Below are 15,887 nucleotides of genomic sequence, written 5' to 3'. Positions count from 1 at the left end.
GGGTCGTCGATACCATTAATCACTATTTTTATCCTAAATTACTTTGTTCGCGATCTAGGATAAACGGTATTCAAAAAGTAACACTGCTATCTTATGCCTTAGTATGTACCGCTTTTCTAGCAACCTTTTGCCTATCCGTTTTTTCTTTTCGCATTCTTTGGCATTCTTTGTTAGAATGAGAAAGAACTTTATAGTAAGGAGTTAAGCGGATGACTAAAAATAAATTATTACTCGTTGACGGAAATAGTGTGGCCTTTCGTGCATTCTTTGCGTTGCACAATTCGTTGGAACGTTTTAAAAATCGTAATGGGTTGCATACCAACGCAATCTATGCGTTTCATAATATGTTTGAAAATGTCATGCAAAAAGAACAACCAACGCATGTTTTGGTTGCTTTTGATGCAGGGAAAACAACATTCCGAACAGAAATGTACGCAGAATACAAAGGTGGCCGTTCAAAGACACCGGGAGAATTCAAAGAACAAATGCCTTATATCCGTGAGCTTCTAACCGGTCTAGGTGTGAAGTATTACGAGTTACCGAACTATGAGGCAGACGATATCATCGGTACTTTGGCAGAAAAAGTGGATAAAGAAATATTCGATGTAGTTGTCTTGTCCGGTGACCGAGATTTAACACAATTGGCATCAAAAGAAATCAAAGTCGATATCACTGTGAAAGGTGTAAGTGATATTGAAAGTTATACGCCAGAACATGTGGCGGAAAAATATGATGGCCTTACACCGAAACAAATCATCGATATGAAGGGATTAGCAGGGGATGCTTCAGATAATATCCCTGGGGTAACAAAGATCGGTGAAAAAACAGCGATCAAATTATTAAATCAATATGGCTCTGTTGAAGGGATCTATGAACATATCGACGAAATGAAACAAAGTAAGATGAAAGAAAATCTGATCAATGACAAAGAGCAAGCTTTCTTGTCCAAAAAATTAGCAACGATCGATACCGATGCGCCAGTAGAAGTGGATATTGACTCCCTTGCCTATCAAGGGAAAGACTTAGATAAATTGGTGCCTTTCTTCAAGGAAATGGATTTCAAACAATTTCTTGCTAAATTAGATGTGGTCGAAGAACAAGTAGAAATGAAAGATATTTTGTTTGAAGTGGTCCATGAATACGATGAGAGCATGTTCCAGACAAATATGGCTTTATATGTTGAGATGATGGGCGACAACTATCATACAGAAGACATCGTTGGTGTGGCATGGGGAACACCAGAGAAAATCTATGTGACAAATGACTTAGCGATTTTTGAAAATGAAGCCTTTCTTTCATGGGTCGGGGACAAGACTCGCCTGAAAAATGTATATGATGCTAAGCGTACGTATGTGGCATTGAACCGCTATGCAACGAAATTACAAGGGATCGACTTTGATGTCTTACTAGGTGCTTATTTATTGGATACGAACGAGAAAAGTGAGGATATCGAAGGGATAGCTTCACATTATGGGTATCACGATATCCAATCGGATGAAGCCATCTACGGAAAAGGCGCGAAGAAAGGTCTACCAGAAGATGAAGAAGTTTTCTTTGCCCACCTAGCACGAAAAGTTTCAGCAATCAATGGTTTGACGCCTAAACTAAGTCAAGAATTAGCAGAAAAAAATCAAGAAGATCTTTTCCGAAAAATGGAATTACCTTTGTCGATCATCTTGGCTGAAATGGAAATCAGTGGGATCAAAGTGGATGCGACTCGTCTTCAAGAAATGAAAATCGAATTTTCGGATCGATTGAGAGAGATCGAACGAAAAATCTATGAAGAGGCTGGAGAAGAATTCAATCTAAACTCACCTAAACAGTTAGGTGTGATCCTTTTTGAAAAGATGGGTCTTCCAGTGATCAAAAAAACCAAAACAGGCTATTCGACTGCGGTTGATGTCTTAGAACAATTGCGTGAGCAAGCACCGATCGTTGACGATATTTTGATTTATCGCCAAATCGCTAAAATCCAATCGACCTATGTCGAAGGTTTACTGAAAGTGATCCAATCGGACGGGAAAGTCCATACTCGCTATGTTCAAACATTGACGCAGACAGGCCGTTTGAGTTCAGTTGATCCCAACTTACAAAATATTCCGATCCGTTTAGATGAAGGTCGCAAGATCCGTCAAGCATTCGTTCCTAGAAACGAAGATTGGTTGATCTATTCTTCTGACTATTCTCAGATCGAATTACGTGTATTGGCGCATATCTCAGATGACGAGCATTTAAAAGCTGCCTTTTTAGAAGGACAAGATATCCATTCAAGTACAGCAATGCGTGTGTTCGGCATTGAAAAAGCCGAAGATGTCACACCAAATATGCGTCGTCAAGCGAAAGCAGTCAATTTCGGAATCGTTTATGGAATTTCTGATTATGGGTTATCACAAAACTTAGGCATTACGCGTAAAGCAGCTCAACAATATATCGATACGTACTTTGAAAAATATCCAGGTGTCAAAGAATACATGGAGCGTATTGTTCGTGAAGCGAAAGATCAAGGTTTTGTAGAAACGTTATACCATCGTCGTCGCTATTTACCAGATATTAATTCAAGAAACTACAACATTCGTTCATTTGCCGAACGAACAGCAATCAATACGCCGATCCAAGGAAGTGCGGCGGATATCCTGAAAATCGCCATGATCGAATTGGACAAACGCTTGAAAGAATCGGACTTGCAAGCGACGATGTTACTTCAAGTGCACGATGAATTAGTCTTTGAAGTGCCAGAAAGTGAATTAGAGATGTTAGATAAATTAGTCAGCGAAGTAATGGAACAGGCGGTTGCTTTACATGTTCCACTGATCACAGACAGCAGCTGGGGCAAAACATGGTATGAAGCCAAATAATTCTTTACTTTTATACCGATAGACAAACATTGAGGAAAGATCTTGGATCAGGTTCGTTCGATGTAGGAGTAGATTGTAACAGAGCTGTCCAGCTCTGAGAATAAGGCGAGAAACCCGAAAATTGTTTATCAAATTTTTGGGTTTCTTGGCTTATTTCTGAAGTAGTTGCTTGTGGAATACTGTTTATCAAGGTTGAGACAAAAGCGTTTTGATCTGAGCAGTAAGATAGAAAATTAAAAATAGCTTTTCATATTTTACGATTTTTTAGCTTAATGTTGAAGGTCAGCTTATGGAACACCGTTTATTCTGTTTTAAGTTCAAGAATAAAAATAGCTTTTATTTTTGTTTCAGATAAGTTCGATTCAAAATCAAATAAGTGAAAATTGTAGGTGAGAAAAAGGATGCCCGAATTACCAGAAGTTGAAACTGTCCGTAAAGGATTAGAGAAATTAGTGAAAAACAAAAAAATCAAAAACGTCCAAGTGCTGTGGCCGAGAATCATTGAACAACCGGAGGTACCGATTTTTGAAGCAACGTTAATTGGTGAAACGATCGAATCGATCGGTCGTAGGGGGAAATTTTTGATTTTTCACTTGAGTCATTATGAAATGATTTCCCATTTACGGATGGAGGGAAAATATCAATATTTTGAAAAAGAAGAACCGATCGACAAACACACACATGTGATTTTTTCTTTTGAAGATGGCAGCCAATTACGATACCACGATGTAAGAAAATTCGGCCGTATGACGATCGTTGAAAAAGGAGCGAGCAATACCTATAAAGGAATCTTAAAATTAGGTCCAGAGCCTTTACCAGATCTATTCTTATTAAAAGACTTTACAGTAGGGCTACAAAAGTCACACAAAGCCATCAAACCTTTGTTACTTGATCAAAAGTTGGTCACAGGACTAGGAAATATCTACGTAGATGAAGCATTATGGGAAGCGAAGATCCATCCAGAGCAACCAGCTGATTCTTTACGCCCAAAAGAAATCAAATTACTCCGTCAAGCAATCATCGATGTGTTGTCACGAGCAGTTGAAGCAGGGGGAACAACGATCCGAAGTTATCTCAATGCGTTAGGTGAGTCAGGGAGTTTCCAAGTGGCTTTACATGTCTATGGACAGACAGGAGAAGCATGTGTTCGTTGTCAAACACCAATCGTGAAAACGAAAGTTGCGCAAAGGGGGACGCACTATTGTCCAACATGTCAGAAATTAAGAATACCCAAGTAGGATTTGTTTTAGGTTTGACAGGGGGAATTGCGACAGGCAAGAGTACTGCCGCTGCTATTTTCCAACAATATGGCTTTCCAGTGATCGATGCCGATATAGTGGCAAGAGAGGTCGTTGAACCGGATACGCCAGGACTTCAAGCGTTGGTTCAAGCATTCGGCAAAGAGATCCTCCAACAGGATGGTCAGTTAGATCGGGCAAAACTTGGACAATTGATTTTCGGTTCTGTCACTGCACGTGAGCAATTGAATCAAATATTAGATCCATTTATCCGTGGGAGAATCACTGAAGAAATCATAGAGAAGAAAGCCCAATATCCGTTGATCGTTGTCGATATTCCTTTATTGTTTGAAGGACAGTATGATACACAAATGGATGCCGTCGCAGTTGTCTATATTCCAGAATCTCAGCAAATCGAACGCTTGATGGTACGCAATCAATTATCGAAGCAAGAAGCAGAACAACGGGTGAAAAGCCAACTGTCGATCGAGGAAAAGAAACGACGTGCGGATATCGTATTCGATAACCGCCAAACCAAGGAAGATTTATCCGCTGAAATCAAAAAATGGTTATTGCTTAATCGCTTTCTTTGAGTAAATCGCAACATTTTGCTATGCTATTTATATAAAGAAAGAGGGGGAGATGATACGATGGGTACATTCAAAAACCAAAAAGATAAAGTAGTAGGTTCTGCGAAAGAAAAAATTGGTGAGATTCTCCACAAAGAAGATTTACAGGAAAAGGGCCAGATCCAAGCAGAAGAAGGTAAAATTCGTGAAGATGAATACCGGGCGAGAATTGCTGAGTTAGAAGACCAACATGTCGAAAAAGAATCCAAGCGACAGGACTTAACCACAGAACGCAAAGATCCGGAAACAAGTCCTGAAGTAAACCAAGACCCCCAATTCGATCATCGTTCAACAGAACAAAAAATCGAAGAAGAACGAATGAAACATTACACGGGAATCGAAGATAAACTATAGGGATTACCCAAGCATTGAGTAAAATAGAAAATCAAAAAGAAACAGGCTGGTGCTGAACGCCAGTCTGTTTTCGTTCGTTGAGATAAAAACACAACAAATCTTTCAGTTCAAGCGATTTTTTAACTGGGACAGTCGCATTGCTTAATTGTTTCATGTTATACTAAAGTTAGTAATAAGAAAACGTTTATTACGATCCACTTGAATTAGTTCAATAAAAAATCAGTGGAAAAAAATCTAAAACAATAAGCAGTGAAGTTGTGAAAATCACTTTGAACTGAGCAATAAGATATAAATTGAAAAAATCCTTTTCATATTTTATAATTTTTAAGCTTAGTGTTGAAAACCAGCCTTTTTTCCACCAATGATTCATAATTGGTGGGAAAAATTAACTGATGGAACAACTTCATTTGGTACATTCAAATAAGCGATCAAACTACACCAAGAGAGGTGAAAATTACGATGAGATGTCCTAGATGTCAACATAACAACTCAAGAGTGATCGATAGTCGTCAAGCTGACGATGGTCGAGCAATAAGAAGACGCCGGGAGTGCGAAAAATGTTCCTTCCGTTTTACGACCTTTGAACGAATCGAAGCAGCGCCGTTATTAGTGATCAAGAAAAATGGCGAACGTGAAGAATTCAATCGTGACAAAATTTTACGAGGCTTGATCCGGTCTGCCGAAAAACGACCAGTAGCGATGGAACAAATGGAACAGATCGTCAACCATGTTGAAAATCGTGTAAGAAGTCTTGGCGAAAATGAAGTTTCAACTAATCTGATCGGTGAATACGTCATGGAAGATTTAGTGAACTTAGATGAAATCGCCTATATTCGTTTTGCGAGTGTCTATCGTCAATTCAAAGATATGTCTGTCTTTTTGAAAGAATTACAAGACATTGTTGATAAAGCAAAAGATACGAGTAATAGTGAAAATGATGCGTAATTAATAAAGGAGGGAGCATTCCTTGGAAAATGCGTGGAAAGAATTACAACCGAAAAATATTTACCAAGGAAGAAAGAGCAGTCCTTTAAAAGAAGAAGGAAAGTCTGCCTTGTTATCCCTTTACCAACCATTGATCGGGGGAGAAGCGTTGAGTCTTTACTTGACGTTGTATTCGGAGATCTCGCTAGAAACTGGCGTAGGTCCTGAAGGATTACACGCCGATTTATTGAGTAGTCTAAGTTGTGGATTACCGCAATTTTATGAGGCACGAAAAAAATTAGAAGGAATCGGTCTTTTAGAAGTCTATTTCAAAAAAGATGAAAATTTGGGTGATTGTTTTCTTTATGAGTTGTTAGAACCGATGGACGTTCCTACGTTTTTCAATGATACGTTACTTTCTTTTTTACTTTTAGAAAAAGTTGGCGAACGTCGATTCAACCAATTGACGGAATTATTTAAGCCAAAAAATCTTTCGTATGAAGGCTATCAAAAAATCACTAAGAAGTTTTTGGAAGTCTATCGGTTCAATGAAACAGTCTATGCAGCAAACCAAGAACAAGTGGAATCGATTCAGCAAAAATTCACACCTGTTGAACCCAAATCATTGTTAGCAGATTCAGACTCGTTTGACTGGACGTTTTTAATCGATTGGTTGAAGAAACAACACATCAATCAGTTGACAGAACCAGTTCTGCAACAAGCGAAAACATACCAACAACTCTACGGCTTCGATGAACTGACTTTAGGAGAGTTGATTCTACAGTCATTTGATTTTACGACAGAAGAAGTATCTTTAAAAGAACTCCAACGGATCGTCTTGTTACGGCAGCAACAGCAGAATACGTTGCGACAATCGAGCAACACTCTGGTTACCGATCAGTCTGCTGAAACAGGTGTCCCTGTCAATCAGGCGTTGCCTAGTGCTGCACAACAATTGATCCAAGTTGCACGACAAACCCCACCGATGCGTTATCTCGAAGCAATAAAAAAAGAAAAAGGCGGGTATGTTTCCAAACAGGAAAACTGGTTGTTGCAAGATTTGGTCACCCAATCCGGTCTGACTAGCAGTGTCATCAACATTTTGATCAACTATGTGTTAGTCATAAAAAACCATGCGAGCTTAAATGCGAGCTTCGTGAATACGATCGCTAATGAGTGGGCGCAAAAAAAAATCAGTACGCCAGAAGAAGCGATTGAACATCTCCATACATTGAGTACGAAAGCGAAACAACCGAAAGCGTCAAAACAAAACAACACGTCAAATTATCGCCGAAATGTAAGGCGAGAAAAATTGCCTGATTGGGTCAATCAACCAAAAGACGAAACGCAAATCAGTACAGAGAAAAAAGCCGAGATCGATCGTCGCTTCAAAGAGTATCTGGCTAAAAAGGAAGGTGAGAGCTAATGGAAGATGTGGGAAAAGAACTGAAGAAAATCATCAGTAAACGCAACTACCAAGAAAAGTATTCCGAGATGATTGCTGAAGTTTTGAATGATGCGGATGTTCAAGCCTTTCTGTCAGCCCATCAAGACCGATTGACGCAAGCGGATATCGAAAAAAGTTATGCCAAACTCTATGAGTATGTCCAAGAAAAAAGAAAATATCAAACGAACGATCCAACCATGATCGCTCCCGGATATGAACCAAAATTGACATTGAATTTCCACTATGTCGACGTCACCTACGTGCCGACAGAAGCACTCTTAGCTCGTCAAAAACAAGAAGAGATCAAGAGTCGTGTGAAAGCAATGGATATGCCAAAAGATATCCAGTCTGCCTCTTTCGAAAATTTCGAACGAACAGATGGACGTGGTTATGCAAGTTTAGAAGCATTAGACTTCGTCGAACAATATTCGGCTGATCCTAAAAGCTTCCACAAAGGGTTATACTTGGTCGGAAGTTTTGGTATCGGCAAAACCTATCTGTTAGGAGCAACAGCAAAAGAACTGGCAATCAAAGGATTCACGACAACGTTGGTCCATTTCCCAACATTTGCTGTTGAAATGAAGCAAGCCATCGGCAAAGACCAAGTTGCTGAAAAGTTAGATGCGGTGAAGAAATCGCCGATCTTGATGATCGATGATATTGGAGCGGATGCGATGAGTAGTTGGATCCGTGATGAAGTATTTGGCGTCATCTTACAGTATCGAATGCAAGAACAATTGCCGACGTTCTTTTCATCAAACTTCACGATGAACGAATTAGAACAGCATTTGACGGTAACACAACGCGGCGATGAGGAACCGTTGAAAGCCAAACGGATCATGGAGCGAATCCGCTACTTGACAAAAGAAATCGAGATGACAGGCCGAAATCGCCGAAATGGCTGATGCCATCAATTGATTTTTACAGAAACAGGTTGGAGTATCTACTCGACTGTCACTGTTTTTCACCTTTTCAATAAAGATTCATAAAAAATGAACAAAGTTAAGATGAAACGAATCCATGGACTTGAAGAAATAACCGGATGGAATCATCAAAGCAGTAACGCAAGAAATTACACGGAGGATGTATGATGAAAGCTATTTTAACTGGTATAGTTGCTGCCGGTCTCTTGTTTGCATTGACAGGCTGTGGCAACGAAGAAGGAAGTACAGGTTCAATCGATTCGATCAATGCAGAATCGACAGTGGAAACAGATAGTTCTACCGAACAAAAACAAAGTGTGTTTACAGGTACGATCGAAAGCTTCGGTGAAGCGGAAGGTGACGTTTACCAAATCACCGTCAAGGATGTAGAAGAAATAGAAGATCCAGCAAATATCGGTACGTCATTCAGCAATGACGGAGTGATCTTGAATGCTTCAGTTGATCAAATCACTGGTGGTGTCGATTCCTTGAAAGAAGGAGAAAAGATCGAATTTAAATTGGTAGAAATGGCGGTCATGACAATGTCGATCCCTCCACAAGTTCCTGGGAATTCGATCATTGAGATCACTGTCCAATAAAAAACAAGAGAAATCAATCGAACTTTTTTGATGACTTGTTGAAAAAAGACTGGGACATTTTCCCAGTTCTTTTTTCTATTGAACATAAACAAATGTTATGATAGGAACAAGAATAATAGTTATCAGAAAAGCGTAAATAAGTAGGATAACTTTTATAAGTATGTGTTTGTCCAAAGTCATGACAAAATGGATGGCATCCAAACATTCAGTAGTTAAGGAGTGGAAAAATGAATCACACAGATTTATCGAAGCGTCTTGAAACAGTTGGACGTTTTGTACCAGAAGCTGCTCGTTTAGCAGATATCGGTTCAGATCATGCGTACTTACCCGTCGCATTGATGCTAAAAGGAAAAATCGACTTTGCAGTAGCTGGGGAAGTCGTTAAAGGTCCTTTTGAATCAGCGAAGAGACAAGTGAGTAAGAACGGGTTATCTGAGCGAATCGAGGTACGCTTGGCTAATGGATTAGATGCAATCGAAAAGCAAGACCAAATCAACGCGATCACGATTGCTGGTATGGGGGGCTCATTGATTCGCGATATCTTAGAATCTGGTCGGCAAAATCAACGTCTATCAGGAAAAGAACGCTTGATTTTACAACCCAACATCGGCGAAAAAACGCTAAGAGCGTGGCTCAAGGAAAACAACTATCAGATCATTGCAGAAGAAATCCTCGAAGAAAATAAAAAAATCTATGAGATCATTGTAGCCGAAAAGAAAGAGCAGCCAATCGAATACTCTGAAAAAGAGCTGATGTTTGGCCCACACTTACTCGCAGAGAAAAATGCGATATTTTTGGCAAAATGGCAACGTGAGCTAAAACAACTTGAAGTGATCTTAGAGCAATTAAAAAATGCGAGTGAACAAAACAGATATGAGACAATCCAACAAGAGGTGGAATGGATCAAGGAGGTTTTATGACATGTCCATTAAAGCACAAGATTTCATCAAAAAATTTGAAAGCTATTGCCCGCAATGGTTAGCGGAAGAAGGCGATCCAGTTGGGTTGCACATCGGCACCTTGGACAAACCGATCCAACGTGTGATGATGACTTTAGATGTCCGCCCAGAAGTGGTGGCAGAAGCCATTGAGAAAAAGATCGATCTTTTGATTGCAAAACATCCCCCGATTTTTAGACCAGTCAAACGCTTGATTACTGATTCTCCACAAGAAAAAATGTACGCTGATTTGTTGAAGCATGATATTGCAGTCTATGCAGCCCACACAAACATGGATATCATTGAAGATGGGTTGAACGATTGGTTTTGTGAGCAATTAGGAATTGAGGTCACAGGTCATCTTGTTCAAACACATGAACGTGGCTACAAAAAACTGATCAGTTATCTTCCGGTGGCGGATGCTCCGCGTTTGAGAACTGCTTTGGCAAAAGCGGGAGCCGGAGAGCAAGGAGATTATGACAGTACAAGTTTCACCTCTGTTGGGCAAGGACGATTCCGTCCGAAAACAGGGGCGCATCCAGCAATTGGAGAAATTGGACGTGCTGAACAAGTCCAAGAAGCCAAAGTCGAAGTGATCTTCCCAGAAAATATAGAAGAGAAAGTCTTACAAGCGATGTTTGCCGCACATCCTTACGAAGAACCAGCATTTGATTTGTTCTCGATCGAGGCACCAGTTAAAACCTGGGGATTAGGTCGTATTGGAGAACTAGCAAAAGAACAGAGCTTGGATGATTTCGCAGCCCATGTGAAAGAAGTCTTTCAATTGGAAGGGTTACGTGTGGTTCGCCCAACGACAAATCCACAAAAAATGATCAAACGTGTCGCTATCTGTGGCGGGAGTGGTGAGAAGTTTTATCCCGCAGCCTTGGCTCAAGGAGCAGATGTCTATATCACTGGCGACATTTATTTCCATACAGCACAAGATATGCAAAGCGCAGGATTAGCTGCGATCGATCCGGGCCACTATATCGAATCATTATGCAAGGAAAAATTTGTAGAGAAGTTTGAAAAGTGGAAAAACGAAGAGAATTGGACGGTTGACTTTTTTGTTTCAGAAACATCAACCAATCCATTTGAATTTAAATAAAAGGAGAGTCATTTATGTACGAGAATCTATTACCACGTTTTTTAAGATACGTCAAAACGGAAACACAATCCGATCCAACAAGTCATACTACACCGTCTACGCAAACACAAGTAGAGTTTGCACAAGTATTGAAAAAAGAATTAGAAGATCTAGGATTATCTGATGTGACTTACAATGCAGAAAATGGTTTTGTGATTGCGACATTGCCAAGCAATGTTGATCATGACGTACGTTCGATCGGTTTCATTGCACACATGGATACAGCGGATTTCAATGCAGTAGGCGTGAGTCCTCAAATCATTGAAAACTATGACGGGGAATCAACGATCGTTCTAGATAAAGAAGGACGCTTCACGTTAAATGTCAAAGATTTCCCTAATTTAAAAAATTATGGTGGCCATACGTTGATCACAACAGATGGTACCACATTACTAGGTGCAGATGACAAAGCGGGCATTGCAGAAATCATGACAGCTATGGAAATCTTGCTAAAAAATCCTTCGATCCCTCACGGTGAGATCAAAGTCGCTTTTGGTCCAGATGAAGAAATCGGTGTGGGTGCTGATAAGTTTGATGTAGAACAGTTCAACGTTGATTTTGCTTACACGATCGACGGCGGTCCTTTAGGAGAGTTGCAATACGAAACCTTTAGTGCAGCGCAAGCCAACATCACGATCCAAGGGAAAAATGTCCATCCTGGGACAGCGAAGAATACAATGATCAATGCCCTACAATTAGCGATCGACTTCCATAATGCATTACCAGCAGATGAAGTTCCTGAAAAAACTGAGGGTTACGAAGGGTTCTTCCATTTGATGGCATTGACCGGTAGTCCTGAAGAGGCGAAGATGAGTTATATCATTCGTGACCATAAACGTGATTCATTTGAAGCGAGAAAAGCAATGATCACAAGCATTCAAGAAAAAATGAACCAGCAATTTGACCAAGAACGTATCCAAGTGGAAATGTATGATCAATATTATAATATGCGTGAGATCATCGAAAAGGATATGAGTATTGTCGATCTAGCTGAAAAAGCAATGATCGAATTAGAGATCAAGCCAGTGATCGAACCGGTACGTGGTGGGACAGATGGTTCAAAAATCTCTTATCTAGGAATACCGACACCAAATTTATTTGCTGGTGGCGAAAACATGCACGGCCGTTTTGAATTTGTGTCCCTACAAGTCATGGAAAAAGCGACAGATGTCATTGTTAAAATCGCAGAGTTGAATACGCAGGTGTAATTGATCCGTTTCATTGATAAAAAAGATTAAATTTCAACCAATAATCTCACATTATTGGTTGATTGCTACACTGCATTGACATATGATTGATTCGAGGCTATTTTAGTCAGTGCTCGAATCACAGTTCATGGGGGAGGGTGAGCGTTTATTTCGCATCCACTCCCTTTGTTTTTTGCAGGAAAGTAGGAGGAATATGGTTTATGAAGAAGTTACTGGTATTTTATAACAAAAGTTCAGGAAAGGATGAAGGGGAACAATTAGCAGAATGGTTCAAGGAGTACGTCGCAAAACACCGACCAGAACTAGAGGTTTATCTAACAGAAACTGGACCGTCGATCAAAGATGAAACATTGAGAGAAAAAGCAAAAGAACATGAGGTAGATACACTAGTCATCATTGGTGGTGATGGCACGATCCACCATATCATCCAAGCATTCCAAGATGAATTAGACCATTACCATGTTGGCTTATTACCTGGTGGAACGATCAATAACTTAGCGAAAGTGTTAGGCATTCCTTTTGAGAAAGAAGAAGCCGCAGCAATGATGTTAGAGGAATCGATCCGCAAAATCGATTACGGGAAAGTGAACGATAAAGTAGTTATTTCTACTTTGACTATTGGGATATTAGCAGACACAGCGGTCTGGATCAGTCAAAAAGAAAAGCAAAAATATGGTTCATGGATCTTTATCAAGCGTTTCGTGAAATTATTGATGAAAAAGAAAAAATATCATTTGGATATCAAAACTGAAGATGTTCATTGGCAAGGAAAAGCACAGTTGTTGACGATCACGATGTCCAATTCAGTAGGCGGTTTTACTGGTTTCGATGATTCTGCTGCGCCAGATGATGGCAAGTTCCACATCACCATCGTTCCCTCATTAGATTTTTTCCGGTTTGCATTTTATCTCCCACGTATGATCAAAGGTAAGATCTATTCTGTTCCTGGTATCAAATATCTGACAGCTAGTCAAGTCAATATCCAGGCACGAGAAAAGAAAGTGACGACTCGGACGGATGGTGACACTACAGATGACTTACCGATCGAATTAAAAGTCATCCCAGAAGGTATAACGATCTACGTACCAAAAGAAGAGCAATAATTGGAGGAAGTTGATGGAAGTATTGATGCATAATCCCTTATGGTTTTACTTATTCATTGTGAATGTTTATCTATTTGGCTTGATGGGTTATGATAAACGTCAGGCAAAAAAAGGCGCTTGGCGTGTACCAGAAAGTAATTTGTTGTTTGTTAGCTTGTTAGGCGGTGGTTTGGGCGGGTTGCTCGCACAACGCGTATTCCGTCACAAAACCAAAAAAAAGAAGTTCACGATCGTTTTCATGTTAGGAATCATGATTGATCTCGTCTTGATCTATTTTTTCCATTAAGGAGTCGTACATGTCTACTAAAGGAACAAAATCAAAAATTATCATTAACCTATTATTATTGACCATTATTCTCGCTATTATTTATTATTTGATCAATCAATCTTTTGCAGATATTTTCAAAGAGTTGCTTTCAACAAGTGTCCAAGTGCTTCTGGCGATGTTTTTTTTCGGTACACTTTATCAAATTGTAGAAGGTCGCTCAATCAAAGAGATCGCCAAGCCGTTTTCCAAATCTTTCAGTACAAGTGATGGGTTTTGGACGTCTTGTTATATTGCCTTTTATCGGATCGTCTCATTTGGAACTGGCACACTCATCTCAGAAATTTATTTTTACAATAAAAAAGGGTTGAAATTTTCTCAAGGAGCAGGAGTCACTGCCTTGCATATGATCATGTATAAATTAGCGGTGATCACTTATGCGGTCATTGGTTTGATCGTTCAATTCTCTTTGTTTTACGAAAATGCGCCAAATATGATCTGGTTCATCATTGCCGGTATCATCTTGACAGCTTTGATCATTTTATTTCTTGTGACAATATCTGTCAGTTTGAATCTACAAGTGTTTTTTGTCAAAGTCTCCAATCGCTTATTCAAAAGTGAACGTTTACGCAACTGGGTGGATACGTGTAACAGTCAGATCTATTCATTGAGAGAAACAGTGCAAACGATCATTCAAGACCGTACCGCATTGATCAGGATCTATTGTTGGAACTTATTGAAATTACTCTGTTGGTATGTAATGCCTTATCTTTTTTTAGTGGAAAATCATCCAAATCTTGATTTTCTTTTGACATTCTCATTTATTAGTTTTGCTGTGGTTTTGTCAGGCGTGTTACCAACTCCCGCAGGTATTGGTTCGTTTGAGTTTGTTTATCTATTGCTCTTTCGACCTGTTGTTGGAACGGTAGATGCTGTTTCTTCCTTATTGCTTTATCGATTTGGCTCGTTCATCTTGCCATTCATTTATGGCTTTTTCTATGTGATTGCAGAAAGACGGAATATCTTACGTCAAGAGATCCATGAAGTAAAGGCAGAAAAAAAGCGTACAAAGGGGAAAATTTAAATAATTTGAACAACTTTCAAGGAGAATTCAAATGGAGAATCAGTCTGAGCTGAAAATGCTTAGATTGATTCTTTTTTGTTTTGTTGAACAATATCTGTTCAACAATTGCTTTCACGCAGAATAAGCTAGACGTTGCTATCTTTCAAACAAGACAGTTTCTCGAAATTGGAAGAAACAATCAACACCGGTAGGGTAAAATTAAAATCCCTCGATTAGTTGCTGAAAGTCTATACTTAATGGTATATACTATATATACAATAAATAGAAAGCTTAGCTTTCGACAAGAAAGATTTTCTTGATTTTACTCATCCTACAAACAGGATAAAAGTTGCTCTTTCATTTTTTAACCGTTCAACTTTTAGACGTTTGACTTTTGATGTCAGAACGAATCGACTGTTTGATGAATGAGATGTAGTTAGAAAGTAGGTAATAAAGTGAAAAAACAAGCGGTTTTCCAAGATATAGCTGAAAAAATTGCACAACGAGTCAATGATGGAACTTACGTGACCAGTCAAAAGTTGCCTTCAGATTATGATTTAGCGGAAGAATTTCAATGCAGTCGACTGACGGTGCGTAAAGCAATTGATCTTTTGATCAGTCAAAATATTTTAGTGAAAGAAAGAGGAAAAGGAACTTATGTTATGAAGCAACCGAAGATCCAAAGCGGTTCCGGTGGCTTACAAAGTTTTACTGAAACTGCCAAGGCTCAAGGAAAAAAGACCCGGACAGAAGTATTACAAGTTGAGATCGTAAAAGAAGTACCGCTGAAGATTCGCCAGATGTTCGCTGACTATGGAAATGAAGCCATGGTTTATCTGTCTCGTTTACGTTACTTTGATGATGAACCAATGACAGTAGAAAACCTCTATATACTAAAACGTTATTTGCAAAATGAAAGTGGTGAACTTCCTCAAGCTCAGCTGGCTTCTTCATTGTATGAAATAATTGAAGAAAACATTGAGATTGGCTACGCGCATCAAGAAGTTGAAGCAGTCATAAGTCCGCCAGATATTGCCAAGTTATTGCATGTATCAGAAGATGATCCAATGCTTCTCGTCCATTCGATGACTTATTCCCCTTCTGCTAAACCGATATTGTTCGACACGTCTTTTTATCGTGCAGATCAATATACGTTTAAGAATACATTGATACGTCAAAAATAAGAGGTGAAAA

At 39.3% G+C, this 15,887-nt stretch carries 15 protein-coding genes; all 15 read left to right on the top strand.

The genetic code is table 11. The features are described 5' to 3' along the window. The first annotated feature begins 209 nt into the window (after positions 1–209). The 15 genes from polA (at position 210) to IGI79_RS07575 (ending at position 15,877) form a co-directional block, all read left to right on the top strand. Positions 210–2,855, top strand: coding sequence for a DNA polymerase I (gene polA, locus IGI79_RS07645; RefSeq protein WP_062805159.1), 2,646 nt, complete (start codon positions 210–212; stop codon positions 2,853–2,855). A gap of 401 nt (positions 2,856–3,256) precedes the next feature. Next, positions 3,257–4,093 carry a DNA-formamidopyrimidine glycosylase gene (gene mutM / locus IGI79_RS07640; RefSeq protein WP_019722652.1) on the top strand — a complete coding sequence of 279 codons (837 nt, stop codon included), beginning with the start codon at positions 3,257–3,259 and terminating at the stop codon, positions 4,091–4,093. Further along, positions 4,066–4,686 (top strand): dephospho-CoA kinase, encoded by a 621-nt coding sequence (coaE, locus tag IGI79_RS07635; protein WP_019722653.1) that lies wholly within the window; start codon positions 4,066–4,068, stop codon positions 4,684–4,686. Before mutM ends, coaE begins: the two co-directional genes overlap by 28 nt. Before the next feature lie 57 nt (positions 4,687–4,743). Further along, entirely contained in the window at positions 4,744–5,076 is a 333-nt protein-coding gene (locus IGI79_RS07630; RefSeq protein ID WP_019722654.1) for a hypothetical protein, read from the top strand. A 459-nt stretch (positions 5,077–5,535) separates the two neighbouring features. Then, on the top strand, positions 5,536–6,021 hold the full coding sequence (gene nrdR, locus IGI79_RS07625) for a transcriptional regulator NrdR (protein ID WP_010735313.1): 486 nt from the start codon (positions 5,536–5,538) through the stop codon (positions 6,019–6,021). 22 nt (positions 6,022–6,043) lie between these two features. Continuing rightward, a complete protein-coding gene (locus IGI79_RS07620; protein WP_019722655.1) occupies positions 6,044–7,426 on the top strand; it encodes a replication initiation and membrane attachment family protein in 1,383 nt (460 codons plus the stop codon). Further along, entirely contained in the window at positions 7,426–8,352 is a 927-nt protein-coding gene (dnaI, locus tag IGI79_RS07615; protein WP_010735315.1) for a primosomal protein DnaI, read from the top strand. The genes IGI79_RS07620 and dnaI overlap by 1 nt, the downstream gene beginning before the upstream one ends. A 185-nt stretch (positions 8,353–8,537) precedes the next feature. After that, positions 8,538–8,969 carry a hypothetical protein gene (locus tag IGI79_RS07610; RefSeq protein ID WP_065095951.1) on the top strand — a complete coding sequence of 144 codons (432 nt, stop codon included), beginning with the start codon at positions 8,538–8,540 and terminating at the stop codon, positions 8,967–8,969. A 227-nt stretch (positions 8,970–9,196) separates the two neighbouring features. Continuing rightward, positions 9,197–9,889 (top strand): tRNA (adenine(22)-N(1))-methyltransferase, encoded by a 693-nt coding sequence (locus IGI79_RS07605; protein ID WP_438845811.1) that lies wholly within the window; start codon positions 9,197–9,199, stop codon positions 9,887–9,889. Position 9,890: 1 nt separating this feature from the next. After that, entirely contained in the window at positions 9,891–11,015 is a 1,125-nt protein-coding gene (locus IGI79_RS07600; RefSeq protein ID WP_065095949.1) for a Nif3-like dinuclear metal center hexameric protein, read from the top strand. Between the two features lie 14 nt (positions 11,016–11,029). Continuing rightward, positions 11,030–12,262: a peptidase T gene (pepT, locus tag IGI79_RS07595; protein WP_065095948.1), complete on the top strand. Its 1,233-nt coding sequence runs from the start codon at positions 11,030–11,032 to the stop codon at positions 12,260–12,262. Positions 12,263–12,462: 200 nt separating this feature from the next. After that, the gene (locus tag IGI79_RS07590; RefSeq protein WP_065095947.1) at positions 12,463–13,365 is read left to right on the top strand and encodes a diacylglycerol/lipid kinase family protein; all 903 of its coding nucleotides are present in this window, start codon (positions 12,463–12,465) and stop codon (positions 13,363–13,365) included. 13 nt (positions 13,366–13,378) lie between these two features. Further along, positions 13,379–13,651: a DUF1294 domain-containing protein gene (locus tag IGI79_RS07585; RefSeq protein WP_065095946.1), complete on the top strand. Its 273-nt coding sequence runs from the start codon at positions 13,379–13,381 to the stop codon at positions 13,649–13,651. A gap of 10 nt (positions 13,652–13,661) precedes the next feature. Continuing rightward, positions 13,662–14,714, top strand: a complete 1,053-nt coding sequence (locus IGI79_RS07580; RefSeq protein WP_065095945.1) for a lysylphosphatidylglycerol synthase transmembrane domain-containing protein — start codon at positions 13,662–13,664, stop codon at positions 14,712–14,714. 434 nt (positions 14,715–15,148) lie between these two features. Then, entirely contained in the window at positions 15,149–15,877 is a 729-nt protein-coding gene (locus IGI79_RS07575) for a GntR family transcriptional regulator, LSA1692 subfamily (RefSeq protein WP_065095944.1), read from the top strand. Positions 15,878–15,887 lie beyond the last annotated feature (10 nt).

Source organism: Enterococcus sp. AZ084, from assembly GCF_051714905.1.
Taxonomy (GTDB): Bacteria; Bacillota; Bacilli; order Lactobacillales; family Enterococcaceae; genus Enterococcus_B; species Enterococcus_B pernyi.
The sequence above is the reverse complement of the archived record's forward strand: the minus strand, read 5'-3'. Positions and strand labels throughout refer to the sequence as shown.